Source organism: Rhodococcus sp. APC 3903, assembly GCF_030407755.1.
Lineage (GTDB): Bacteria > Actinomycetota > Actinomycetes > Mycobacteriales > Mycobacteriaceae > Rhodococcus_F > Rhodococcus_F erythropolis.
The window spans coordinates 18,520-42,508 of the sequence record NZ_JASDCV010000026.1; the positions used below are offsets into that span (position 1 = coordinate 18,520).

The 23,989-nt window shown below is 61.7% G+C and carries 25 protein-coding genes; 8 read left to right on the forward strand and 17 right to left on the reverse strand.

Annotation, left to right across the window (positions count from 1 at the left end; genetic code table 11):
• Window positions 1-58 precede the first annotated feature (58 nt).
• Window positions 59-2,110, forward strand: a complete 2,052-nt coding sequence (locus QMA15_RS27445) for a neutral/alkaline ceramidase (RefSeq protein ID WP_279163070.1) — start codon at window positions 59-61, stop codon at window positions 2,108-2,110.
• 81 nt (window positions 2,111-2,191) lie between these two features.
• On the opposite strand, the gene QMA15_RS27450 is transcribed toward QMA15_RS27445, so the two are convergent.
• Window positions 2,192-3,388, reverse strand: a complete 1,197-nt coding sequence (locus tag QMA15_RS27450; RefSeq protein WP_279163069.1) for an MFS transporter — start codon at window positions 3,386-3,388, stop codon at window positions 2,192-2,194.
• Between the two features lie 143 nt (window positions 3,389-3,531).
• On the opposite strand from QMA15_RS27450, the gene QMA15_RS27455 reads away from it, so the two are divergent.
• Window positions 3,532-3,978 (forward strand): MarR family transcriptional regulator, encoded by a 447-nt coding sequence (locus QMA15_RS27455; RefSeq protein WP_003945852.1) that lies wholly within the window; start codon window positions 3,532-3,534, stop codon window positions 3,976-3,978.
• Here the strand turns inward: QMA15_RS27455 and thrS are convergent.
• The gene (gene thrS / locus QMA15_RS27460; protein ID WP_279163068.1) at window positions 3,975-5,195 is read right to left on the reverse strand and encodes a threonine--tRNA ligase; all 1,221 of its coding nucleotides are present in this window, start codon (window positions 5,193-5,195) and stop codon (window positions 3,975-3,977) included. The genes QMA15_RS27455 and thrS overlap by 4 nt on opposite strands.
• Window positions 5,196-5,525: 330 nt before the next feature.
• On the opposite strand from thrS, the gene QMA15_RS27465 reads away from it, so the two are divergent.
• Together QMA15_RS27465 and QMA15_RS27470 are read left to right on the forward strand one after the other, a co-directional pair.
• Window positions 5,526-6,800: a hypothetical protein gene (locus tag QMA15_RS27465; RefSeq protein ID WP_019746908.1), complete on the forward strand. Its 1,275-nt coding sequence runs from the start codon at window positions 5,526-5,528 to the stop codon at window positions 6,798-6,800.
• Between the two features lie 14 nt (window positions 6,801-6,814).
• Complete coding sequence (locus tag QMA15_RS27470) at window positions 6,815-7,639, forward strand: Abi-alpha family protein (protein ID WP_279163067.1); 825 nt, start codon at window positions 6,815-6,817, stop codon at window positions 7,637-7,639.
• A gap of 63 nt (window positions 7,640-7,702) precedes the next feature.
• Here the strand turns inward: QMA15_RS27470 and hsaB are convergent, their stop codons facing one another.
• Genes hsaB through hsaA form a run of 4 tightly spaced genes read right to left on the reverse strand, consistent with a single transcriptional unit; the run spans window position 7,703 to window position 11,250 of the window.
• The gene (gene hsaB / locus QMA15_RS27475) at window positions 7,703-8,287 is read right to left on the reverse strand and encodes a 3-hydroxy-9,10-secoandrosta-1,3,5(10)-triene-9,17-dione monooxygenase reductase subunit (RefSeq protein ID WP_003945677.1); all 585 of its coding nucleotides are present in this window, start codon (window positions 8,285-8,287) and stop codon (window positions 7,703-7,705) included.
• Window positions 8,284-9,186, reverse strand: a complete 903-nt coding sequence (hsaC, locus tag QMA15_RS27480; protein ID WP_020906158.1) for an iron-dependent extradiol dioxygenase HsaC — start codon at window positions 9,184-9,186, stop codon at window positions 8,284-8,286. Before hsaC ends, hsaB begins: the two co-directional genes overlap by 4 nt.
• Window positions 9,186-10,064 (reverse strand): 4,5:9,10-diseco-3-hydroxy-5,9,17-trioxoandrosta-1(10),2-diene-4-oate hydrolase, encoded by an 879-nt coding sequence (gene hsaD, locus QMA15_RS27485; RefSeq protein ID WP_019746906.1) that lies wholly within the window; start codon window positions 10,062-10,064, stop codon window positions 9,186-9,188. The genes hsaC and hsaD overlap by 1 nt, the downstream gene beginning before the upstream one ends.
• A 10-nt stretch (window positions 10,065-10,074) precedes the next feature.
• A complete protein-coding gene (gene hsaA / locus QMA15_RS27490) occupies window positions 10,075-11,250 on the reverse strand; it encodes a 3-hydroxy-9,10-secoandrosta-1,3,5(10)-triene-9,17-dione monooxygenase oxygenase subunit (protein WP_029537542.1) in 1,176 nt (391 codons plus the stop codon).
• A gap of 195 nt (window positions 11,251-11,445) precedes the next feature.
• Here hsaA and QMA15_RS27495 point away from each other — a divergent pair, with 195 nt between their 5' ends.
• Together QMA15_RS27495 and QMA15_RS27500 are read left to right on the forward strand one after the other, a co-directional pair.
• The gene (locus QMA15_RS27495; protein ID WP_003945847.1) at window positions 11,446-12,606 is read left to right on the forward strand and encodes a Rieske 2Fe-2S domain-containing protein; all 1,161 of its coding nucleotides are present in this window, start codon (window positions 11,446-11,448) and stop codon (window positions 12,604-12,606) included.
• Window positions 12,607-12,608: 2 nt separating this feature from the next.
• Complete coding sequence (locus QMA15_RS27500; RefSeq protein WP_007734099.1) at window positions 12,609-12,980, forward strand: hypothetical protein; 372 nt, start codon at window positions 12,609-12,611, stop codon at window positions 12,978-12,980.
• Between the two features lie 73 nt (window positions 12,981-13,053).
• Here QMA15_RS27500 and QMA15_RS27505 read toward each other — a convergent pair whose 3' ends face one another.
• The 6 genes from QMA15_RS27505 to QMA15_RS27530 form a co-directional block, all read right to left on the reverse strand.
• Window positions 13,054-13,860, reverse strand: coding sequence for a hypothetical protein (locus QMA15_RS27505; RefSeq protein WP_241064904.1), 807 nt, complete (start codon window positions 13,858-13,860; stop codon window positions 13,054-13,056).
• A gap of 221 nt (window positions 13,861-14,081) precedes the next feature.
• Window positions 14,082-14,708 (reverse strand): TetR/AcrR family transcriptional regulator, encoded by a 627-nt coding sequence (locus QMA15_RS27510; RefSeq protein WP_019746903.1) that lies wholly within the window; start codon window positions 14,706-14,708, stop codon window positions 14,082-14,084.
• Between the two features lie 74 nt (window positions 14,709-14,782).
• Complete coding sequence (locus tag QMA15_RS27515) at window positions 14,783-16,039, reverse strand: FAD-dependent oxidoreductase (RefSeq protein WP_030534760.1); 1,257 nt, start codon at window positions 16,037-16,039, stop codon at window positions 14,783-14,785.
• Window positions 16,039-16,230 carry a rubredoxin gene (locus QMA15_RS27520; RefSeq protein ID WP_007734094.1) on the reverse strand — a complete coding sequence of 64 codons (192 nt, stop codon included), beginning with the start codon at window positions 16,228-16,230 and terminating at the stop codon, window positions 16,039-16,041. The genes QMA15_RS27515 and QMA15_RS27520 overlap by 1 nt, the downstream gene beginning before the upstream one ends.
• A gap of 30 nt (window positions 16,231-16,260) precedes the next feature.
• The gene (locus QMA15_RS27525) at window positions 16,261-16,431 is read right to left on the reverse strand and encodes a rubredoxin (protein ID WP_279163066.1); all 171 of its coding nucleotides are present in this window, start codon (window positions 16,429-16,431) and stop codon (window positions 16,261-16,263) included.
• Window positions 16,428-17,603, reverse strand: coding sequence for an alkane 1-monooxygenase (locus tag QMA15_RS27530; RefSeq protein ID WP_153213506.1), 1,176 nt, complete (start codon window positions 17,601-17,603; stop codon window positions 16,428-16,430). The genes QMA15_RS27525 and QMA15_RS27530 overlap by 4 nt, the downstream gene beginning before the upstream one ends.
• 383 nt (window positions 17,604-17,986) lie before the next feature.
• Between QMA15_RS27530 and QMA15_RS27535 the strand changes: the two genes are divergently transcribed.
• Both QMA15_RS27535 and QMA15_RS27540 read left to right on the forward strand, forming a co-directional pair.
• The gene (locus QMA15_RS27535; protein ID WP_290287509.1) at window positions 17,987-18,277 is read left to right on the forward strand and encodes a hypothetical protein; all 291 of its coding nucleotides are present in this window, start codon (window positions 17,987-17,989) and stop codon (window positions 18,275-18,277) included.
• A gap of 140 nt (window positions 18,278-18,417) precedes the next feature.
• Window positions 18,418-20,025, forward strand: a complete 1,608-nt coding sequence (locus QMA15_RS27540; RefSeq protein ID WP_041814648.1) for an FAD-dependent monooxygenase — start codon at window positions 18,418-18,420, stop codon at window positions 20,023-20,025.
• Here QMA15_RS27540 and QMA15_RS27545 read toward each other — a convergent pair.
• The 5 genes from QMA15_RS27545 to QMA15_RS27565 are packed head-to-tail and all read right to left on the reverse strand — an operon-like array spanning window position 20,012 to window position 23,989.
• On the reverse strand, window positions 20,012-20,500 hold the full coding sequence (locus QMA15_RS27545) for a VOC family protein (protein ID WP_020906146.1): 489 nt from the start codon (window positions 20,498-20,500) through the stop codon (window positions 20,012-20,014). The two genes, QMA15_RS27540 and QMA15_RS27545, sit on opposite strands and share 14 nt — an antisense overlap.
• The gene (locus QMA15_RS27550) at window positions 20,497-21,249 is read right to left on the reverse strand and encodes an SDR family oxidoreductase (RefSeq protein ID WP_197941162.1); all 753 of its coding nucleotides are present in this window, start codon (window positions 21,247-21,249) and stop codon (window positions 20,497-20,499) included. Before QMA15_RS27550 ends, QMA15_RS27545 begins: the two co-directional genes overlap by 4 nt.
• 3 nt (window positions 21,250-21,252) lie before the next feature.
• A complete protein-coding gene (dmpG, locus tag QMA15_RS27555; protein ID WP_020906144.1) occupies window positions 21,253-22,296 on the reverse strand; it encodes a 4-hydroxy-2-oxovalerate aldolase in 1,044 nt (347 codons plus the stop codon).
• Complete coding sequence (locus QMA15_RS27560) at window positions 22,293-23,195, reverse strand: acetaldehyde dehydrogenase (acetylating) (protein WP_019746894.1); 903 nt, start codon at window positions 23,193-23,195, stop codon at window positions 22,293-22,295. The genes dmpG and QMA15_RS27560 overlap by 4 nt, the downstream gene beginning before the upstream one ends.
• An 8-nt stretch (window positions 23,196-23,203) precedes the next feature.
• Window positions 23,204-23,989, reverse strand: a complete 786-nt coding sequence (locus QMA15_RS27565) for a 2-keto-4-pentenoate hydratase (protein WP_003945480.1) — start codon at window positions 23,987-23,989, stop codon at window positions 23,204-23,206.

Genomic DNA, 23,989 nt, shown 5'->3' on the forward strand with positions numbered 1-23,989 from the left:
TCGGGCTACACTCCTGGACGGTTGACCAACTCGCGTCAGACCGCCCGAAAGGACACTCGTGCAGATCACCCGACGCACCGTACTGGCAGGCGCTGCCGCCGCACCTGCGCTCGCCGCTCTGTCGACGAACCAGGCCGTCGCAGCTTCGCCGGCACGCACCGTTTCACCCGCACGTACCGACAAGTCGTCGTTGCAGGTGGGCGTCGGGATCTCCGATGTGACCGGACCGGTCGCCGAGGTCGGCATGATGGGCTACTCGAGCTTCGACCAACGCGCCGAAGGCCTGCACCAGCGAATGCGCGCACGCGCCTTCATCTTCGAGTCCGGCGGGTCACGGGTCGCCTACGTGTGCGTCGACAACTGCATGATCTTCCAGTCCGTTCACGACGAGGTCCTACGCCGGCTGGCTGGGAAATTCGGCGACATCTACACCGAACGCAACGTCATGTTGACGGCCATCCATTCACACGCGGCATGTGGTGGGGCCTCGCACAACTACGCGTACAACCTCGCAGTTCTCGGCTTCGAACTGCAGGTGTTCGAAGCCGAGGTCAACGGCATGGTCGAGGCGATCAGCGCTGCCCACGAGAACCTGGCGCCGGGCTCCGTCCGTTTCGGGCGGTCCGACCTCACCGATGCCAGCGTCAACCGATCGCGAGTGGCGTTCGACCTCAATCCCGAAGAGGACAAGGCCTACTACCCCGGTGGCAACGATCACCACATGCGTGTCATGCGGATCAGTCGGGGCAGCAAGGACATCGGGGCGATCAACTGGTTCGCTACCCACTGCGCCTCGCTCACGAACGAGAACCATCTCATCTCCGGGGACAACAAGGGCGCCGCGGCGTACTTCTGGGAGCACGACGACCGGGGTGTGCGTTACCTCGACGGCGACACCAGCTTCATTGCCGCTTTTCCGCAGACCAACAGCGGCGACATGTCACCGAACCTCTTCCTCGAGCCCGGACGCGGACCGACCGAGGACGAATTCGAGAATGCACGCATCATCGGGCTGCGCCAGGTTGCGGCGGCTCAAACTGCCTTCGGCTCGGCCTCCGAAACCGTCACTGGTGGTGTCGACAGTCGGATCATGTACCTGGACATGGCAAATCAGGTGGTGAGCGGAAGATTCACCCCGGACGGGCGCGAGCACCGCACTGCACCGGCAGCGATCGGTGCGGCAATGAGCGCCGGAAGCGTCGAGGACGGGCCTGCAATTCCGATCTTCCCCGAGGGCACCCGAAACCCCATGATCGACGCCTTGGGCGGCATGGATGCTCCTGTGCCTCAATGGCTTCAGGATGCACAGGCCCCCAAGCTCGTAGTCGTTCCGGTCGGCCTGTTGCCACCGGGCGGATGGGTGCCGAACGTACTGAAGATCCAGATCCTGCGGATCGGCCAGTTCTACATCGTCGGTGGCCCTGCGGAATTCACCATCGTCTCCGGATTACGAGTGCGTCGAACCGTCGCCGAGGAGCTTGGAGTTCCCCTCGAGAACGTCATCTTCCAGGGCTACGCGAACTCGTACTCGAGCTACTGCACCACGCCACAGGAATACGATTCGCAGCAGTACGAGGGCGGCTCGACGATGTTCGGCCGTTACACACTGCCGGCCTATCAACAGGGGTACGCCGCTCTCGCAGCCGCGATGCGCGACGGCACCGAACCTCCTCGCGGCCCCGCGCCGGCCGACCTGTCCGGGTTCCAACCCAGCTTCGGACCTGGCGTCGACTTCGACGAGCCCTTGCCGGGAACACAATTCGGCGATGCGACCGTCCAGCCCGGCGACGGCTCACCGGGTGCGCAGGTTGCCGTCGAGTTCGTCACCGGCCACCCCAAGAACGACACTCACCGAAACGGGACCTTCTACGAGATCCAGCGAAATACCGGCGGATCCTGGACACGGGTCGCCGACGACAACGACTGGTCCACCAAACTGCACTGGCGCCGGGTCGGGAGCAACGGTTCCGTCGTTCGCATCACGTGGGATGTTCCGGCCGATACTCCGGCGGGTACGTATCGAGTCCAACACTTCGGTGCGTCGAAGGCTCGGGGTAGCGGCGCGATTTCGCCGTTCTCCGGGGTGACCGCCGAATTCCGCCTCACCTGACCCGCGTGAACGTATCGCTCCCCTTGTTGGACAAGGGGAGCGATACGTTCACGCGATGGGGTCAGAGCGCAGTTGCCAGGTTCAGGCGGCGGTCGGGTGCAGCGAGGTGCTCGACGTCGACTGCTCTGACGCTGCCGGGCGGTCGATCTTCGCCGCGACGATCAGGACCAGCAGACCGGCGACGGTGACCGCCGCCCCCATCCAGATCGGGGAGGTGAAGCCGAGTCCCGCGGCGATGGTGATTCCGCCCAGCCATGCACCGAGCGCGTTGCCGACGTTGAAGGCGGCAATATTTGCACCCGACGCCATGGTCGGTGCGGCCGACGCGTAGTTCATGATCCGCATCTGCAACCCGGGTACCGTCGCAAAACCGAAGGCGCCCATGAAGAACAGTGAGATCACGGTCATGACCTTGCTCTCGGCGGTGGCGGCGAACACGATCAGAACGACGGTCAGGATCGCGAGAATCCAGACCAGCGACTTCGTCAGCGAGCGGTCGGCCGCCCTGGCGCCGAGGAAGTTACCGACGAACAGGCCCGAGCCGAAGAGGATGAGCAGCCACGGAACGCTGGACGTCGCGAAGCCGGTGACCTCGGTGAGGGTGAAGGCGATGTAGGTGAAGGCTCCGAACATTCCGCCGTAGCCGAGGATGGTGATGACGATCGAGAGCCATACCTGCTTGTTGCGGAATGCCCCCAACTCTCCGCGCAATCCGCCACCGGTCGTGCTGGCGGGCGTCGTCGGGACGAGTGCTGCAATTCCGATGAGCGCGATGACGCCGATGACGGTGATGGCCCAGAACGTCGAGCGCCATCCGAGTTGCTGGCCCAGCAGAGTGCCGAACGGAACGCCGAGAACGTTGGCGATGGTCAGGCCCGCGAACATCATCGCGATGGCGCCGGCGCGCTTGTTGGGTGCGACCATGTCGGCGGCAACCACCGAACCGATCCCGAAGAACGCACCGTGGCACAGTGCCGCGACGATGCGTCCGCCCATCATGACCTCGTAGGAGGGCGCGAGCGCGGACATCAGGTTGCCGATGATGAACAGCCCCATGAGCGAGAGAAGGACCTTCTTGCGCTCGAAGCGGGTGACGGCAGCGGTCAGGAGGATCGCGCCGATCGCCACCGACAGTGCGTAGCCCGAGATCAGGTAGCCCGCGACGGACTCGGTGACCTCGAAATCAGCCGAGACCTCGGGCAGGAGGCCCATGATGACAAATTCGGTGAGGCCGATCCCGAACCCGCCCATAGCGAGGGCAATGAGACCCAATGGCATCTCGATGTTCCTTTCACAGATTTACGCGTAAGCCGTTAGCGGGCGTGTGCAGTAGTTGCAGGCGCGCCATAAATAGTTGCACGCGCGCGCTACATGCGCAAGCTGGTAACCTGGAGTCGCAGGAAACGGACAAGGAGAATCACATGGGGATCGCCGACGACGCCGTCGAAATCCGTTCGCAAGGGTGGCGCACGCTCGCAGCACTGCACGGCGCCCTCGACACCGAACTGGAACGCGCGCTCCAGCGTGAGCACAAACTGTCCGTCGTCGAATACACCGTGCTCGACGCTTTGAGCCGCCAGGACGGCTGGCACATGCGTATGGCCCAGCTGGCTCGCGCTGCCGCACTGAGCAGCAGCGCCACGACGCGCTTGGTCAATCGACTAGAAGATCGAGGACTACTGACGCGCATCCTGTGCGCCGACGACCGTCGAGGCATCTACACCGAACTGACGCCGGCCGGCCGCGAGCTTCTCGAAAGCGCACGGCCGACGCACGACGCCACCCTCGAGGCCGCACTCGACGAGGCATGCAAAACACCCGAACTCGCGCCACTGGTGCGCGCGCTCCACGAACTACCCGTCGGCTAGAAGTCTGCCGGAAGCAGGGCACGCTCCTCGATTCCCGAGACCACCTGAGCGACAAACACACTCGCATCGACGACCGCCCGCCCACCACGCGCGGGGACCAGAACGTCGACGGTGCCGCCGTGCACCTCGTTGTCCCCGATCACCGCGATGTACGGGTCACGGTGAGTGCGTGCCTCGCGGATGCGACGTCCCAACGATCCGTCAGGCGCGATCGCCACTCGAACATCGCGAGCCTCGAGATCGGCCCGCAAACGCTCGGCCTCAACCTGGTGCCGGTCGCCGACGGGCAGAATCGAGACTTGGTTGGGTGCCAGCCACGGCGGCATCCGCCCTTCGAACCTTTCGATCAAAAGCGCAGTCATGCGTTCCATCGACCCGAGCAAGCCCCGATGGATCATGACGGGGCGAGCCTTGGATCCGTCCTCAGCGGTGTACTCGAGGTCGAACCGCTCCGGTTGATTGAAGTCGAGTTGCACGGTCGAGAGTGTTTCCTCGCGGCCGTGCGCGTCTCGCACCTGGACGTCGATCTTGGGACCGTAGAACGCTGCCTCCCCCTTCGCTTCCACGTACTCGATCGAACGTGCATTCAGCGCCCCGCGAAGGTGATCCTCGGCGTCCGCCCACTGCTCGTCGGTGCCGAGGTACTGCCCCTCTCCCCCTCTGATCGAGAGTCGGTACCCCCGTTCGGCAATCCCCAGAGTCGAGTAGCAGCGCTCGATCGCGTCGAGCGCGACGATCACTTCCGCTTGCACTTGTTCACGACTACAGAAGACATGTGCGTCGTCGAGATTGATCTGTCGGACTCGACTCAATCCGCTGAGAACTCCGGAGAGTTCGCTACGGAACATCGGGCCGAGTTCACGAACGCGGAAAGGTAGCTCGCGATAACTACGACCGCGAGCGGCGAATACCTGAGCGTGATGAGGACAGTTAGCCGGACGAAGGAGAAATGACTCTCCGCCTATCTTCATTTCAGGGAACATGTCTTCCGAGAACTTGGACCAATGACCAGATCTCTCGTACAACTCTTTCTTCGCCATAACCGGGGTATAGACACCCTGACAACCGGAGCGCGCTGCTTGTTCGGCGGCGAACTTTTCGAGTTCGTTCCTGATGACGGCGCCGTCCGGTAACCAGAGCGGAAGGCCGGCTCCGACTATGGGGGTGGTGGCGAAAAACTCCAGGTCGCGCCCGAGTTCGCGGTGGTCAGCGCTCATGAGAGCTCTCCAAATCGTTCAAGGGGAGACGCACACGGAGCGACGAAACAGGAAAGCCCCGGGGCGATAACTCCCGGGGCTGAAAGGGTTCGGTCAGCAGTTGCTAAACGATGCGCCGGAAGAGAACCGGCGTCGTCGTGTTGTGCGCAATACTGACCATGTACGTGAGGTTACATCAACTTCCTACCCACCTACAGCCCGAATTGTCGGGCCTCTATGCTGACGCAACTGGGAAGGCGCAGCAGTAGCCAACGAAACACCCACGAAGAGCGAAGTTTCGGCAATCATGTCCGAACGTGAGGTTCTCGGATATGAGGAGGATGTGCGACGGTGCCGGACCACTTGCTCGAACAGTTGATCACCATTCCTTTGTTCACCGGAATCATCGGGTACATCACCAATTGGTCGGGCGTCCTGATGCTGTTTGCGCCGATCAACTTCCACGGGATCAAAGTGCCCGGCCTCAAACTGCTCTTCCCGTTCCTCCCCCGACGCGTCCAGGTGATCCCCGCGATCACCAGCGACGGCAGATTCGGTTGGCAAGGCATCGTCCCCTCGCGGGCGGAGAAGATGGCGTCGATCGCCGTCGACAAATCCCTCGCGAAAGTCGGCAGCATCGCCGATTTCTATCGCGTCCTGGACCCGGACAGCATCGCCGAGCACTTGGTGAACATCTCCCGCAGTGAAGTGCGCGGCGTGGTCACCAGAATCATGACGGCCGAGAATCCTCAGCTCTGGCACAACCTTCCGACGTCGGTGAAGGAAGCCGTCTTCCGCAAGGTGGAGGACGATCTGCCTGCCAGCGTGCGCATGATCACCGACCGCATCGAAGAGGACATCGACGAGTTCATCGACGCGAAGCTGATGGTGATCCGCTACCTCTCCTCGCATCCCAAACTGCTCAACGACATCTTCCGCACGATGGGCAACAAAGAGCTCAGGTTCATGCAGAACTTCGGCTTCTACTTCGGGTTCCCGATGGGCTTCGTGCTCGTCGGAATCCTCCATCTGGTTCCGCAGTGGTGGGTGCTTCCCATCGGTGGCGTGATCATCGGGTACATCGTGAACTACCTCGGAATCACGATGATCTTCGAACCGATCACCCCCAGCCGTTGGGTGCCGTGGCGGCAGGGACTTTTCCTGAAACGCCGCACCGAGATCATCGCCGGGTACGCAAAAACCCTGGCCGATCACGTCGTGACGCTCGAGAACATCGGCACCGAACTCCTCGAAGGTCCCCGCTCGGACCGAACGCGGCGGATGCTCGATCAGGTACTGCGCGAATCCGTCGACGACGCCGCCGGCTGGGCAAAGTCGGTGGTCAAGATGACCGTCGGTTCGCAGAGCTACAAGCGTCTGCCCGGCCTGGCCACCACCGAAGTGCTCGATCTGTACCCAAGGGTCTTCGAGGACGCGGAGTTCGCCGAGAGCCAGTCGGAGAAGATTCGTGTCTTCGTCACCGAACGCATGAGCATCCTTTCACCGGAAGATTTCAGTGAACTACTACGCTCAGCCGTCAAACAGGACGAGTGGCTGTTGTTCGTACACGGGGCCGTGCTGGGCTCGTTTGCCGGTTTCCTGCACCTCGCAATATTCGGAGTATGAGTCGGAGTATGAGTATGAGTGAGCACGACCATCGCCTGATCGTCGAAGCGGAATCGTACGACTGGGCTGCGGACATCGCGCCGGTCGAATCCGTGGAAAAGCGTCTGATCCGCAGCCTTGTCGGGCTGACTGCCACGACGACGCTCACGTCGATCAAGCTGACGGGTTGGGCTTTCGGAACGGCGAAGGAGGCGACGCGGCAGATCGTTCAGGCTGCCGCCGAAGCCGCGGCAGAGGCCGCTGAATCGGCCAATGTTCAATCCGAACGTCGGGCCGAGAGCTCCAACGGAGACGGCTCGCGGACCGAGAACCTACGGGCAGCAATGGCAACTCGTACCAATCGCAAGCAGAGCGTCGAGGCCACTCTCGCGGCGCTGCGGGCACGCGGCGACAGGTTGCTGGACCGTTCCGCTGACGTGACCGATCGCGACGATCTGCACCCGGCCTACGACCGGATCCTTGACGAGATCGCGCCGGACGAAGCTCGAATTCTTCGGTTGCTGGCCACTTCAGGTGCGCAACCGAGCGTGGACGTACGTACGGCGCGGCCGTTCGGCGTCGGCTCGGAGATGATCGACGAGGGTCTGTCGATGATCGGAGAACTGGCGGGATGTCGCCATCTGGACCGCATCAGCGCGTACCTGAACAACCTGCATCGGCTCGGTTTGGTGGCGTTCTCACGCGAGCCCGTCGAGGCCGACCGGTACCAGGTGGTCGAGGTACAGCCGTCGGTGATCGAGGCGGTCAAGCGAGCCGGACGATCCAACAAGATAGTGCGTCGTAGCATCCTGCTGACGCCGTTCGGTGACGACTTCTGTCATACCTGTTTTTCTCTGTAGGGCCTCCGGCCCCGTGAGTGGTTAAGGAGCCCCTGGACTCCTTAACCACTCACGGGGTTGCCACTACAGCCAGGTATCTTCTGTCGTGGTCGTCAGGAACGCTTCCAGATCGTCACGCCAGGTAGCCGGAACAGTCTTGTCCGGCTCGATGCCCGTGTACTGCCCGCGATAGAAGAGCAGCGGGCGTTCGGTCTTGATCTCACTCATCGACGACACACGTCCGAAGACGACGTAGTGATCACCGCCGTCGTGGACGGTTTCCACCGTGCAGTCGATGTGGGCGAGCGACTTGTCGATGATCGGTGACCCCAACGGTGATGGCGTCCAATCGATACCCGCGAACTTGTCCGGCTCACGCGACCCGAAACGAGCACACACCGCCTGCTGTTCCTCCGCCAACACGTTGACGGCGAACTTCCCGGTCCGCTCGATTGCCGCCCACGACCGAGAACCCTTGGTGGGGCAGAACAACACCAAAGGTGGGTCGAGTGACAGGGCAGCGAAAGACTGACACGCGAACCCGACCGGCTCACCGTCGTCGACTGTCGTGATGATGGTGATACCCGTGCAGAATTGCCCGAGAACCGTGCGGAACTGGCGTGGATCGATGGCCTGTTCCGCACTCACCGACGCGTCGGGCGAACTCACGGCTTCATTCCCACCGTGAAGTCGTGACCCCACAGGCTCACGGCCGTGCTTTCCCTCGCGATCCAGTTTTCGTCCTCGACCTCTAGCCCCTCACAACCGAATTCGATGTCGAACCCGCCCGGAGTCTTCATGTAGAACGAGAGCATCTCGTCGTTGACGTGGCGACCGAGAGTCGCCGACATCTTGACCTTCTTGCGCAGTGCCCGGTCGAGGCACAGTCCGACGTCGTCGGAGTTCTCCACCTCGAGCATCAGGTGCACGATGCCCGTCGGGTTGGGCAACGGCAGGAACGCCAAGCTGTGGTGACGCGGGTTGCAGCCGAGGAACCTCAGCCACGCCGGGTCGCCGTCCGCGGGCCGGCCGACCATCTGCGGAGGCAGACGCATCGAGTCGCGAAGCTTGAATCCGAGTACGTCGCGGTAGAACCGCAGCGAAGCATCGTCGTCGTCGGTGGTGAGCACGACGTGGCCGAGGCCCTGCTCGCCCGTCACGAACCTGTGCCCGTACGGGCTCACGATCCGGCGGTGTTCGAGAGCAGCTCCGTGGAACACCTCGAGGGAGTTGCCCGAGGTGTCCTCGAACGCGATCATCTCGACGACGCGACGGTCCTTGAGCTGCTCCGCCGTGCCTTCCTTGAACGGAACACCGGCTGCCGACAACCTGTCACGGATATCCTGCAGCTCAGCCGCATTCGCGGTTTCCCAGCCCGAGACGAGCAGACGGTCCGTGTCGTTCGGAACGATGACAAGACGCGCCGGGAAGTCGTCCATACGCAGATACAGTGAATCCGCGTCGACGCCCTTGCCCTCGATCATTCCGAGGATCTTGAGTCCGTATTCGCGCCACGCAGCCATGTCGGTGGCCCCGATGCGCATGTACGCCAGAGATCGAATACCCATCATTTACCTCCGTCGAGCAGGAAGTCGGTTGCGAGCCGGTTGAATTCGTCGAACTTCTCGAGCTGCGCCCAGTGACCGCAACCGCCGAAGACGTGGAGTTGCGCGCGCGGGATCATCTTGAGCGCAACCAGTGCGCCGTCGAGGGGGTTGACCCGATCCTCACGGCCCCAGATCAGCAACACACGCTGTCGAAGCTTGTACGCCTCGCGCCAGAGCATGCCAAGCTCGAAGTCACCGCTGGAGAAGGACTTACCCATCGCCTTGGCCGCAGCCAGCGACTCGGGAGTGCTGGCGGCAGCAAAGCGTTCGTCGACGAGTTCCGGCGTGATCAGCTTCTGATCGAAGACCATGATCCGCAAGAATGCTTCGAGGTTCTCCCGTGTGGGCTGGTAGCTGAACTTCCCGAGGTTCTTGACGCCCTCGGTGGGGTCCGGCGCAAACAGGTTGACACTCAGACCGCCGGGGCCCATCAGAACGAGGCGACCCGCACGGTCCGGGTAGTCGAGTGCAAAACGAACAGCAGCGCCACCACCGAGCGAATTACCCAGCAGATCAACGCGACCGGTGATCTCGAGCGTATCCAGAAGATCATTGAGCGCCGACGCACTGTGCACGAAGTACTGCGGATGCTCCGTCGGCTTGTCGGACTGCCCGTAACCGGGCTGATCGACGGCGATGACGTGAAAGTTCTTCGCCAACACCGGAATGTTGCGGGCGAAGTTCGACCACGACGACGCGCCTGGGCCACCGCCGTGCAGCAGCACGATGGTCTTGTCGTTTCCGACGCCTGCCTCGTGGAAGTGCAGTTTCAGATCGGGGCGCACTTGCGCGAACCGCGAAGTGGACTCGTAGGTGAGAGCTTCTTCGGTGGTTGTCACTGAGCCTCCTCTAGACCATCGTGTCGGTGATCGGCAGACCGAATTCGCCGGTTCCGAACATGACGTATGCGCGTTCGGGATCGTTCGCGGCGTGGACGCGACCAGCGTGGGCGTCGCGCCAGAAACGCTGAATCGGAGTGCCGTTCTGCAGCGCCGTGGCACCGGAGTTCTCGAAAAGCTTGTCGATCGAGGCGATCGCGCGGCCCGTGGCGCGCACCTGGTCGCGTCGAGCGCGCAGCCGCAGTTCCATCGGAACCTCTTCGCCTGCAAGGATCAACGCGTACTCGTCGGCGACGTTGCCGGAGAGCTGACGCCACGCGGCGTCGATGTCACTGGACGCCTCGGCGATACGCACCTTGGCGAACGGATCGTCCTTCGACTTCTCGCCGGCGAACGCAGCGCGAACACGCTTGCCTTGATGCTCGACGTGCGCTTCGTAAGCGCCGTAAGCCATTCCGACGATCGGCGCCGAGATCGTGGTGGGGTGAATGGTTCCCCACGGCATCTTGTAGACCGGCGCGGTGTTGTTTTCGAGGCCGGGGGCGGTCAGTTCGCTCATCGCCCGGAAGCTCAGCACGCGATGCGTGGGAACAAAAACATCCTTGACCACAACGGTATTGGAGCCGGTTCCACGCAGGCCGACCACATTCCACACGTCGTCGATCTGGTAGTCCTCGCGAGGAATCAGGTAGCTCACGAAATCGACTGCGCGGCCGTCCTTGAACACCGGACCACCGAGAACGGCCCAGCTGGCATGGTCACAACCCGAGGACCACGCCCACGCACCGTTGACCTTGTATCCGCCCTCGACTACTTCACCCATACCCATCGGAGCGTAAGAGGACGAGATGCGCACGTCAGTGTCGTTGCCCCACACGTCTTCCTGCGCCTGCTGAGAGAAGAGGGCGAGGTGCCAGTTGTGTACCCCGATGATCGAGGAGACCCACCCTGTGGAACCGCACGCGCTGGCGATCTTCTTGACCGCGGAGTAGAACAGCACCGGATCGGCTTCGTATCCGCCCCACTGCTTCGGCTGCAGCAAGCGGAAGAAGCCTGTTTCCTGGAGTCCCTTGATGGACTCGTCGGGGATACGACGCAGATCCTCGGTCTCCTGTGCGCGCTCGCGCAGTGCCGGCAGTAGTGCGTCGAGCCTCTGCATCACCTCGTGGCTGTCATGGTTACCCACTTCGACGCTCCCGTCTTCCTCGATCGGTTGGTTCACTTACACTTGAGACTAGAACACGTTCTCTTTTCTGTCGAGACGCTGACAAAGGTCCCGTTTGTGGCCGCAATGCTGTAACAAGTGCCCCCAAAATCTGGCGGAACCGGATCGAGTTCTATAACGTGTTCTACTAACAGCTAGAAGGGATGTGAGGTCACAATGGCGCAGATTCGCGAGATCGACGTCGGAACGGTGCAAACGCGTTTCGCCCGCGGTTGGCACTGCCTGGGTCTACTGAAGACCTTCAAGGACGGCAAACCGCACGCGATCGAGGCTTTCGGTACGAAGCTCGTGGTGTTCGCCGACAGCAAGGGCGACATCAAAGTTCTCGACGGATACTGCCGTCACATGGGCGGTGACCTCACACAAGGCGAGGTCAAGGGTGATTCCATCGCCTGCCCCTTCCACGACTGGCGCTGGGGCGGCAACGGAAAGTGCACCGGCATTCCTTATGCCCGCCGCGTGCCCCCGCTCGCACGTACCCGCGCGTGGACGACCCTCGAGCAGAACGGTCAGCTCTTCGTCTGGAACGACCCCGAGGGCAATCCGCCGCCCGAGGAGATCGTGATTCCTCGTATCGAGGGTGCGTACAGCGACGAATGGACCGACTGGACCTGGAACTCCATGGTCATCGAGGGGTCCAACTGCCGCGAGATCATCGACAACGTGGTCGACATGGCGCACTTCTACTACATCCACTACGCCTTCCCGACGTACTTCAAGAACGTCTTCGAAGGTGAGATCGCCACTCAGTACCTCAACACCACCGGCCGTCCCGACATCGGAATGGCCTCCCAGTACGGCGGCGACACGCTTCTTCGCTCCGAAGCTGCGTATTACGGACCGTCGTACATGGTCAATCCCCTGTGGAACAGCTACAGCGGATACGAGGTCGAGAGTGTTCTGATCAACTGCCACTACCCGATCAGCCCGGACTCGTTCGTGCTGCAGTGGGGCGTGACGGTCAAGAAGCCGACGGGTGTCTCCGACGAGATGGCCGACAAGTTGGCCGGCAAGTTCACCGAGGGCATCAGCGAGGGCTTCCTGCAGGACGTCGCGATCTGGAAGAACAAGACCAAGATCGAGAATCCCCTTCTCTGCGAAGAAGACGGCCCCGTCTACCAGCTACGACGCTGGTACGAGCAGTTCTACGTGGACAAGGCCGACGTCACCGAGAAGATGACGCAGCGCTTCGAGTTCGAGGTGGACACCACCAAGGCAAACGAGGCCTGGCACGCCGAGGTCGAGGAAAACCTCGCACGCCAGAAGGCCGAGAAGGAAGCTGCAGCAGAAGCGGCAAAGAAGGAAGCAGAGGTCTAATCGTGAGCGCCTCGATCGGAACCGACGCACGGTGGGCTCGTTGGGCCAAGGCACCGGACTTTGCCGGGCAGACGGAACGACTCGAGGCGATCGCGGCCCAGACGATCGAGGACAAGCACGAATACCTCGACTCGGGTCTGCAGGAAGTCGACTGCAAGGCATGCGGTGCCTGCGTACTTGTTCGCAAGAACACGTACAAGCACACCAGTGTTCAGTGGACTTCCGACCCGGCGCTGCGTTGCCACACCTTCAAAGAGGCCATTGCTTCCGGGCAGTCGACGGCGTTGAAGGACGGTTGCCCGAAACTGCACGACAGCATCGCCGACGCAGTCAGGGACGGCACCATCACGGTGCGTGATCCCGAGGTCAGCTGACCTGATTGTGTAGAACGAGGGCCGACTCACCACGGGTCGGCCCTCGTTTTACGTTCCAGCGACTGCGCGTCCGTCAGGCAGGCGGTCGCACCTTTCGTGCGGCCACCGCGTAGACGTCGCTCGACGTGGTGAGAGAGTTCTTTCCGCTGGCCGCCGGCACTCCCCCGCGTAGATTCACCGCCCAGTTGAGCGCACCGAGCGGTCCACATCCGCTAGCTCCCGGCGCCGCAAACACAGCATCCGAATGTGGGACTGCCGGGAACACTGCACCGGGGAACTCACCGATAGGTTCCGACGGAGGGTTTCCGGTTGTGGTCAGGTGAAGGTTGATCGGATTCGAAACCGAACCGATGTAGCAATCGTCACCGAGCAACGGATTCGACAGTTTCAATCGAACAGGCATGGTGAGTTCCTGCTCGAGAACCTTCAGATCCGGGACTCCCACCGATTCCACCGTCGCGCTGATCTGAGTCAGTCCCAGCGGAGTATCGATCCCGAGAGCACCTCCGGGTACCGAAATCGGATTGGAATAGACCCCGTTGGACCCGTCCTGCTTGGCGACGAACGTCTCGATGAAACTGTTGTCCGGCTGAGTCGCGTATTTCACGCCGCCCGCAACCTTGAGACTTCCGTCCGGGATCGGCACCGAAAGTGCGCCCAATTTCATGGTCCCTCCGCGAACTACGACGCTGGCGCACGTCGTCACCTCGAGATCCTCGATCGGGCACGTGCCCCAACCGTCGAAGGTCAACGGATCAACCTCTGCCGCACCGGAGGAACCGAGCGATCCGCTGCCGGAAGACCCTGACGATGATTCGTCGGCAATTGCCGCACCTGCACCGGCCATGACAAATGTTGCAACTAACGCGACTGTCGACATAACTCGAAACTTATTGCGGCTCTTCATCTTCGAAACCCTCCACCGTTGACGGAATCTGACGAGAGCCGCCCACGGGCTGCACCTCGACGCACGTCCGGCACGCTACCGAGAAGCGGGACTTGGATTCACACATATCGGCGAAACTTCCCACCAAAGAACTACGGCGATCGGTCTCGATCAAACTTCCGTCCTAGCTCGGAAACCGTATCGATCCTGTCGGCTCAGTTCGGTTCGACTGTGCCCGAACCGATGACTTGATCGAGGAACGGCCCGAACATCTCCCCCAGGTTCTCGGCGATCTGATCGGGAGTACCGAAGGACAACGTCACGTGACTGATCGCCAGACGCACTATCGTGCTGCCGAACATCTCGGCATGGACGCGGTCGACGTTCGCCCAACTGGTCATGAAGATCTCGGCCAACCTCGCGCTCGCATGTTCGAGCAGCGGAGTCCCGTCGGTGGTGACCAGGCTCAGCAGGTCATGTTGCGGACGAGGACCGACAATACTGACCACCATCGGATCCCGGGCACCGGCGTCGAAGAATGCACGGAAGGCCGCCGAGACCGCACCCCGGGGGTCCGAATGGTGCAGCGCTACTTCGCGTTCCACCTCTTCGAGGAACTCGTCGACGAAACGGATGAGGTATCCGGACGCCAATCCCTGCCGGGACGTGAACTCCTTGTACAACGTCTGCCGGCTCATACCCGCAGCTTCCGCGATATGCGCCATCGTGATGTCGTTCCACGATTTCTCGGTCAAGAGTTCGCGTGTGGCGTCGAGCGCTGACGCACGGAGGAGTTGACGAGCTGCCTCGTGGTACGGGACACGGGCACGAGCGGTGGACATATCGGGAAGATTTCCATCGCCCGTGCTCGGTGTCAAAACGGTGGACACGCAAGCCACAGAAGTCACGAGCGCACTCAGAGCACCGGTGAGGCGACAAGACCCGCCGCAAGTTCGGTCAGATCCCTGTTCGAATCGGCGAGTACGTCGACGCTGATGTCCGGGGAGCGTTCGATAAGGGTTCGGACGGCGCGAATGTCCTTCGGCCGGCCCACGCTCACAGCACCGACGATATTTCCATCGCGCATGCAGATCGCAGTGAAGTCATAGGAGTCCAAGTCTCCTCGAACAATCACGGTGTCGTCCGCGCCTGGCCAACCAGCTACTTGAATGTTGCGGCCGAATTGGTTCGACCAACTCCATGGGACGGATTCGAAGGGTTCTTCCTTCCCGACGATGGTCTTGGCAACTGCGACTGCGTGGTCCTGCGCAGTGTTCCAGTGCTCACCACGGTGCATGCCGCCGAGAAAACCGTTGGGCACGTTGGCCACATCGCCGATCGCGTACACATCAATGACGGAGGTCCGGAGGTATCGGTCGACCGAAATCCCGTTGTCCACCGCAATACCCGCAGCAGCAGCCACATCGGTATCGGGCAAGGATCCGATTGCGACGACGGCCAAGTCCGCAGTCCACTCACGCCCGTCACGCGCACGTGCGGTGACACCGTCGACACCTGTCGTCAGCGTCTCGAGGTCGACCCCCGTCTGCAAGGCGACGCCCGCCGAGGCGTGCAGCGCGGCGATCTTCTCCGCTATCGACGGTGGAAGCAGCCTGGACAGGGGCACCGGTTGCGCTTCGAGAACCTGCACACTGCAACCCAAGTCACGTGCCGTTGATGCCACCTCCGATCCGATCAAGCCACCGCCGACCACCAGTAGCGAGGATCCTTCGATCAGCTGGGATTGCAAGCGTCGCATGTCTGCGATATCCCGAAGATAGTGAACGCGCTCAGAATCTTCCGCGGTCAACCGTCGGGACCGTCCACCCGCGGCAAGAATCAGAACGTCGTAGTCGATGCTGTCCCCGTCGACTAAACATACTGTGCGGGAATCTGTGTCGATACTCGTGACAGTCACGCCGATCCGAAGGTCGATACCCTGCTCGGTCCAGAAAGTCGGCGGTCGCAACCGAACCCGATCGATCGACGCTTTCCCGGACAGTAGTTCCTTCGACAGCGCCGGACGTCGGTACGGCTCCTCCGTTTCGCTGCCGATCAGGATGATGCTGCCGCCGAACCCTTCCTTGCGCAGGGCCTGCGCGGCACCGGAACCGGCGATGCCCGTGCCCACGATCACGACGGTGCGTGTGTCGGGCTCGCTGACCGCTGTCATCAGCGGTCCACCTCCACCATTTCGAAATCGACTTTGGCAGCACCACAATCAGGGCAGGACCAGTCTTCGGGAATCTCGTCCCAGCGAGTACCCGGCTCGATACCGTCGTCGGGCCAGCCGATCGCTTCGTCGTACTCGAACCCGCACTGGAGGCAGCGGAACAATTTGTAAGCAGTGGCAGTCTCGGACATCGGTTTTCCTTTCACCGGTGGGTATTTCGATCAGGATTGCGTGACGAGGGTGAAGTCGACCTTCTCGCGGACGCCGCAGTCGGGGCAGCACCAGTCGTCCGGAATGCTCGACCACGGTGTGCCGGGCGGAAAGCCTTCTCGCGCAGCACCTGTCGATTCGGCGTACGTGTAGTCGCAGATCGGGCAGATGTAGGCGTTCATGCGTTCACCCCGTAGGCCGCGAGGATCTTGGCGCGTTTCTTCGGCGCGATGTTGACCTGGGTGATGTCGCCTCGGTAGTGCTCGAGGACGCGGTGGTCCATCACCTTGCGCCACAGGGGTGGAACGGTGGCGAGCATGATCATGCTTGCGTAGCCGCTCGGGAGTTGAGGGGCCTCTTCCATGCTGCGAAGCGCCTGGTAACGACGTGTCGGATTCGCATGATGATCGCTGTGCCGCTGCAGGTGATAGAGAAAGACGTTGGTGCAGATGCGATCACTGTTCCAGCTGTGCGCCGGCGTGCACCGCTCGTACCGTCCGCTTGCGGTTTTCTGACGCAGGAGTCCGTAGTGCTCGAGGTAGTTGATCGCTTCGAGTAACGAGAACCCGATGAAGGCCTGGATCACGAGGTACGGCGCAATGCCGATCCCGAACACTGCAAGCGCGACACCGAACAGGACTACCGACATGAGCCAGGCGTTGAGCACGTCGTTCTTGATGCTCCAGTGTGTGGTGCCCAGACGCTCGAAACGGGTCTTCTCGAGATGCCAGGCCGACTTCAATCCCCCGCCGACGCTGCGCGGCCAGAAACCGTAGAGGGTCTCACCGAAGCGCGAGGTCGCCGGATCATCCGGAGTCGACACTCGAACATGGTGGCCACGGTTGTGCTCGAGGTAGAAGTGGCCGTAAGCGCTCTGCGCGAGAACGATTTTGGACAACCAGCGCTCGACGCTCTCCTTCTTGTGCCCGAGTTCATGGGCAGTGTTGATGCCGATTCCGGCCGTCACACCGATCGTCACTGCGAGTCCGATATTGGAGAGAACACTCAAATCCCAACGCGCCCAGATGTAGCAGGACAGGAAGAAGGCCGTGTACTGCAGCGGCAGATAGGCGTAGGTGCACCACCGGTAGAAGCGGTCGTTCTCGAGTTCGTCGATCACCTCGTCGGGTGGATTCTTCCCGTCCTCACCCGCCAGAATGTCGATGACGGGAATGAGAGCAAAAGCAATCAGTGGGCCGGTCCACCAGAAGACATTCCATCCGGTGGCGGCAACAAGCCCCACGGCGATGAAAGTTGCCGATGACGGAATCAGCGCCAACAGCCACAAGTAGCGTTTCCGGTCTCTCCATGTTGCGAGCCGACCATCTGGCTCGGTGTACACCAACGCCGCCATCGAATTCTCCAGTTCTCGTTCGGATCAGTGAGTGCGTCCTGCGCGGTAATCCGCGACACGAACAACATCTATGTATAGAGAGTGGACAAATTGCGGTCTTTTGTCAACGATTTTGAAGGTAAAAGTTTTACAAACATGCTGATTTGTACACGTTGGTAAACCCTCCGGTCGGGCTGATCGCAAATCTTCCATCACCGCGCCGCACTCGGTACAAAAGTGAAGTGGGGACGTCAACATGCGCAATATGCGCCAAACACCGAGGAACAGGCCCGCTCGTCAGCCCTCGAATATTCGAGGACGACTTCGTTGTTGTCTCCCATCGGCCCCCTCCACCACACGGACGTTCGGTTCCTGGATATGTGTTCGTCGAGACCCGTCGACACGTGTCCGGGCTGCCCTCGCTATCCGAACCTGAAGCACGCGCCATCGCGCGCGCAGTCTGGCGCGTCTCACGTGTCCTCGACTCGGAATTGACTCCCGAATTCGTGTTCTCCGCGATCGCCGGGCGAAGCGTCCCCCACTTTCATCAGCACGTTTTCGTCAGGCCCTTCGGTGCTCCGAGTTCAGTGAGCTGGAACGACGTCGATTCATGGGACGAGGCGCCACGCCTCGACGAGGCAGAACTCGCGCTCCTATGCAGGCGAATCTCGCTCGGCTTCGAACCCGGGCAATAGCGCAAAACAGTCGGAGCGCGTTCGGACAGTCCAGCGCGAAACACAATCACTCAATGTCCGATTTGGGTCAATTTCCCCAAAACAAAAGTTCGCTTACCCATACTGAAATGACCGACTGTCCCCGACGTGAGTGGGTCCTCATGGATACCGACGTATTGGTAGCGGGCGCCGGCCCGATCGGTTTGACCACCGCGATCGAGCTGCGCAGACGCGGCATCTCATGCCGAATAGTCGACCCCCTCGACGAACCGCGGCAATACGCGAAAGCCGTCGGGATTCAGCCACGCACTCTCGAACTTTTCGAGAACATGGGGGTGCTCCGCCAGGCACTCGACGCCTCGACACTGATGCGCGGTCAGATCATGTACGCGAACGGCGTCGAGGTCGCCCGCGTCGACCTCACGCTCCCCGAGGATGTTCCTTACTGGTTTCTCTGCCTCCCCCAATACTCGACGGAGCGCATCCTCACCGAGCGCCTCGCCGAGCTGGGGACAACCGTTGAACGCGGAGTCGGTCTCACCGCATTCGAACAATCCGACGGCGCCGTCAACTGCACACTCAGCGACGGCAGCACCGTGAATGTCCAGTATCTGGTGGGTTCCGACGGCGCTCACAGCGTGGTCCGCAAAGGGTTGGGACTGAGCTTCGAGGGCGGCGCGTTTGCCGAAAGCTACATGCTCGGCGACGTCGAGGTCGACTGGTCGATACCCAGCGGCTACTCCGTCCGCGCCAACCACACCACCGACGACGGAACCACCGACGACCTACTCGTCTGCATCCCGCTTCCCGGACACAAGCGGTACCGCATGTCGATGCTCGTTCCGGACGATTTGATGCCGGACGAATCGTCGAACAAAGCCTCTGTACAACACGGTTTTTCAACCGGCAAGACACCTGAACTCCATCACATCCAGGCCGTACTCGACAGACTGTCCCCAGAACCGACAACCGCCTCGATGCTGCGATGGTCCTCGGTCTTCCGCATCAGCCACCGCATCGTCGACGCTTACGGTCGCGGACGGGTTTTTGTCGCCGGCGACGCCGCGCACATCCATCCCCCGACTGGAGCGCAGGGCATGAACACCGGCATCCAGGACGCCCACAATCTCGCATGGAAGGTAGCGCTCGCCGTCAAAGGCGTTGCAACAGCAGATCTTCTCGAGACCTACGACGCCGAAAGACGGCCGGTCGGTGAAGAAGTCGTCGGGATGACCGTCCGAAATGCTCGAGAAGGAATCGGTTCGGGAGAGTCTTCCATCGACACGGCAATGCGGCGCCAGGCTCAATTGTTGATCGACTACTCGGAGAGTCCGCTGAACACCGGGCGTGATTCTTCGAGTCCACACGTTCAACCGGGCGAGCGTGCACCCGATGCACGCGGAATGCGCCGAGACGGTGTGCAGTATCCAATTCGGTTGTTCGACTTGCTGTCCGGAGTCGACCACACGTTACTGCTGACTTCGGACGGATCCGCAGAGAGCATCAACAGCCTCGAGAAGGTCGCCGACGCCGCCATTCGATCAGCGCACGGCATGTTGGACGTCTACGCGATAGTGCCACCGGGAACCGTGACCGTCGATTCGTTGGTGCCTATCATCGAGGACAACGACTCGCAGCTATGCGCCGCGTATGGGGTCGAAGGTACGGCGGCGCTGGTCATTCGCCCCGACGGCTACCTCGGATTCCGCGGTCACCCGGAGAACGTTTCCGACTACTTCGCGAAAGTGTTTGCCGTCAATCAGGAATGAGCGAAGCGAACATCAACCGGATCTCGGGTGAGAGCTTCATCAACTCGACGTATCCACCCAATGGCCCGGCATCGAGGTAGGAGAACTCCATGCCGGCGCCCTCTACCCGACCTTGTTGCACCACCGACATTCCGCGACGCTCGGCCTCTAGCAACGTCGCCTCGTAATCGTCTGGAACCCAAGCCATGTGATGAACTCCGACGCCGTGAGTCTCCAGGAATTCCGTGTACAGGTTGCGTCCGGATACTGGTTGGATCAGCTCGAGCTGTTGGCTGCCCGCATATCCGATCGATACGTGCACGACATAGTCCGCGGGCTCCCCGCGATACGTTGTGGTCTCGGGGCCAAAGACGATGCCTGGCATACGCAGCCACCGCTCCACTCCCCACTGCCGAGTGAACTCCTGTTCGGCAGCCTCGATGTCCTCGACCACCCAGCAGATCTGGAAGATCGGTCCCGAGACCAACGGGTTCATGCCATTTTTCCGTTGTCGACCGAGTAGACGGCCCCGTGTATCGCCGAGGCGTCGTCGGAGGCCACGAAAGCCACCATCTTCGCAACGTCCTCGGCTTCCATCAAGCCACGCGGCGACGCAACCTTCATGACGAGATCGAAGTCGACTCCGTCGGGGAAGGTGAATCCGGTGACTTGAGGAGTCATCATGCCGCCGGGGCAGATTGCGTTGACACGCAGAGACTTTCCGGTGAACTCCATCGCCATCGCACGGGTCAGTCCGATGAGTCCGTGCTTGGCAGCGCAGTATCCAGCCGAGTACGCCTGCCCTTCCAGCCCCGCGATCGAGGAGACGTTGACGATGTTGCCGCCCCGTTCCAGCAAGTGCGGCAGTGCTGCTCGGGAAAGGAAGAACGGTCCGTTCAGATTGACCGCAAGGTCATGTGCCCATTCGGAATCCGCAATGTCTGCCGTGTGACGAAGCGAGTGCGATCCCGCCACGTTGACGAGGATGTCGATACCACCGAGCGCGTCGACACACGCTTGCACGGCCGCATCACACTGAGCAGAATCCGAGACGTCCGTCGCTGCGTAACGACGCTCACCGTCCGTGCCGACCACCTCGACCATCGACTGCCGCAGCTTTTCCTTGTCACGGGCGATACCGAAAACCTTTGCGCCCCTGCGGTGGAGGAGCTCGGTGACGGCGCGCCCTAACCCTGAGGACGCGCCGGTCACCAAGGCCACTTTTCCGGCCAGTACGTCTGCCATGGCCTAGGAAGCCGCTGCTTCGCGCTGGAGTTCCAGCGCGATGTCGATCAACTGATCTTCCTGGCCGCCGACCAACTTGCGCTTGCCTGCGCGCACCAACAGTTCCGCGGACGACACTCCGTACCGCTCGGCCTGACGCTCGGCATGCTTGAGGAAGCTCGAGTACACGCCGGCGTAGCCCATCATCAGTGCTTGACGATCGAGCAGGCATTCCTGCGGCATTGCCGGGCGCACAACATCTTCGGCTGCATCGGCGATGGCGAAGAAGTCGATACCGGTCTTGACGCCGATCTTGTCGCAAACACCGACGAAGGCCTCGACCGGGGCGTTGCCGGCGCCGGCACCGAACCGACGGGTACTACCGTCGATCTGCTTGGCTCCCGCACGAACTGCCGCAATGGAATTGGCGACGCCCAGGCCCAGGTTCTCGTGGCCGTGGAAGCCGACCTGAGCGTCGTTGCCGAGTTCCTGAACCAGCGCCTCGACGCGATCGGATACCTGCTCGAGTACCAGCGCGCCGGCCGAGTCGACCACGTACACACACTGGCAACCCGCGTCGGCCATGATGCGAGCCTGCTTGGCCAGCTTCTCCGGCGGAATCGAGTGAGCCATCATGAGGAATCCGACTGTTTCGAGTCCACGCTCACGCGCGAGGCCGAAGTGCTGGATGGATACGTCTGCCTCGGTGCAGTGAGTTGCGATGCGGCAGATGGACGCACCGTTGTCCTGTGCGATGACGATGTCGTCCTTGATGCCCAACCCGGGCAGCATCAGGAAGGCGATCTTCGCGTTGGTCGCCGTCTCGACTGCAGCTTTGATCAGTTCCTGCTCGGGAGTCTTCGAGAAGCCGTAGTTGAAGGAGGACCCGCCGAGGCCGTCGCCGTGAGTGACCTCGATGACCGGCACTCCGGCTCCGTCGAGCGCACCGACGATGGCTCGTACTTCTTCGACGGTGAACTGATGACGCTTGTGGTGGGAGCCGTCGCGCAGTGACGTGTCGGTGACGCGGATGTCCCAGCTCGAATCGAAATGAATCATGTCGCTCATGCCTTCACACTCAGAAGCTTCTGGGCGATTTCCTCGCCCACCTTGGTGGCTGCTGCCGTCATGATGTCGAGGTTGCCCGCGTACGGCGGCAGGAAATCGCCTGCACCTTCGACCTCGACGAACGTGGTGACCGTTGCATAGCCACCGGAAACGACGCTCGGTTTGTCGAACTGCGGTTCGTTGAGCAACCGGTAGCCGGGCACGTACTGCTGGATGTCCTTGACGACACGGTGAATGGAGTCGGTGATCGCGGCCTGATCGGCGTCTTCGGGGATAGCGCAGAAGATGGTGTCGCGCATGATCATCGGCGGGTCCGCGGGGTTGAGGATGATGATCGCCTTGCCGCGCTGTGCGCCGCCGATGGTCTCGATACCGCGGCTGGTGGTCTTGGTGAACTCGTCGATGTTCGCGCGAGTTCCCGGACCGGCGGACAACGATGCAACGGAGGCGACGATCTCGGCGTACGCCACATCGACGACTCGCGATACCGCGTAGACGATCGGAATGGTTGCCTGCCCACCGCAGGTGATCATGTTGACGTTGGGTGCGTCCAGGTGTTCACGCAGGTTCGCGGGCGGAACCACAGCCGGGCCGACCGCGGCCGGAGTCAGGTCGATGGCACGGATACCGGCGGCCTCGTAGCGTGGTGCTGCCTCGCGGTGCACGTATGCCGACGTCGCCTCGAAGACCAGGTCCGGTTTCTCCGCCTGGTTCAGCAACCAGTCGACGCCCTCGGCGGAGGTCTCGAGTCCCATCTTGCGGGCGCGCGCCAATCCTTCACTCTCGGGATCGATTCCGATCATCCATCGCGGTTCGAGCCACTCGGAACGCTGCAGTTTGTACAACAGATCGGTACTGATGTTTCCCGATCCGACGATCGCCACACTTGCCTTGGTCATGACTACTCCTACGTGAACTGAAGAGAGACGGAACCGAGGCCGCTGAACTCGGCTCGGAAGTTGTCGCCTGGATGAGCGTCGATCGCTCGCGTGCACGAACCCGGCAGAACGATGTCGCCGGCCTTGAGCCGAACTCCGAACGTGTCGACCTTCTGCGCCAACCACGCGACAGCGGTGACCGGGTTACCGAGAACCGCATCGCTGCGCCCCTCCGCAATCCGCTCGCCGTTGCAGGTCAGCACCGCATCGATCGCCTTGATGTCGATGTCCGACGGGCGAACTCGTTCCTTGCCGAGAATGAACCCGGCGGAGGACGCGTTGTCCGCGATGGTGTCCGAGAGGCCGATCTTCCAGTCCTTGATCCGGCTGTCGATCAACTCGATGGACGGCGCATAGGCGACAGTGGCGTCGATGACGTCTTGTTCGGTGCACCCGGCGCCCGGCAGATCTGCTCCCAGAATGAAGGCGACCTCCACCTCGACGCGTGGGAAGCAGAAGCGCGACGTGTCGACCGGACGGTCCTCGAACTCTTCCATCTCGGCGAGCAGGTGACCGTAATCTGGCTCGTCGACGCCCATCATCTGCTGCATCGCCAGTGACGAGAGCCCGACCTTGTGTCCGACCACCTTTGCGCCACCGGCAACACGACGCCTGATGTTGATGAGCTGGATCTCGTAGGCGTCGACGACGTCGATGTCCGGATACGTGGCGATCAGCGGGCTGATCGGAGCGCGATCCCGTTCCGCCGAATCAAGATGGTCGGCAAGTTCGCCGCGGATCTGCGTCGAGAGCAT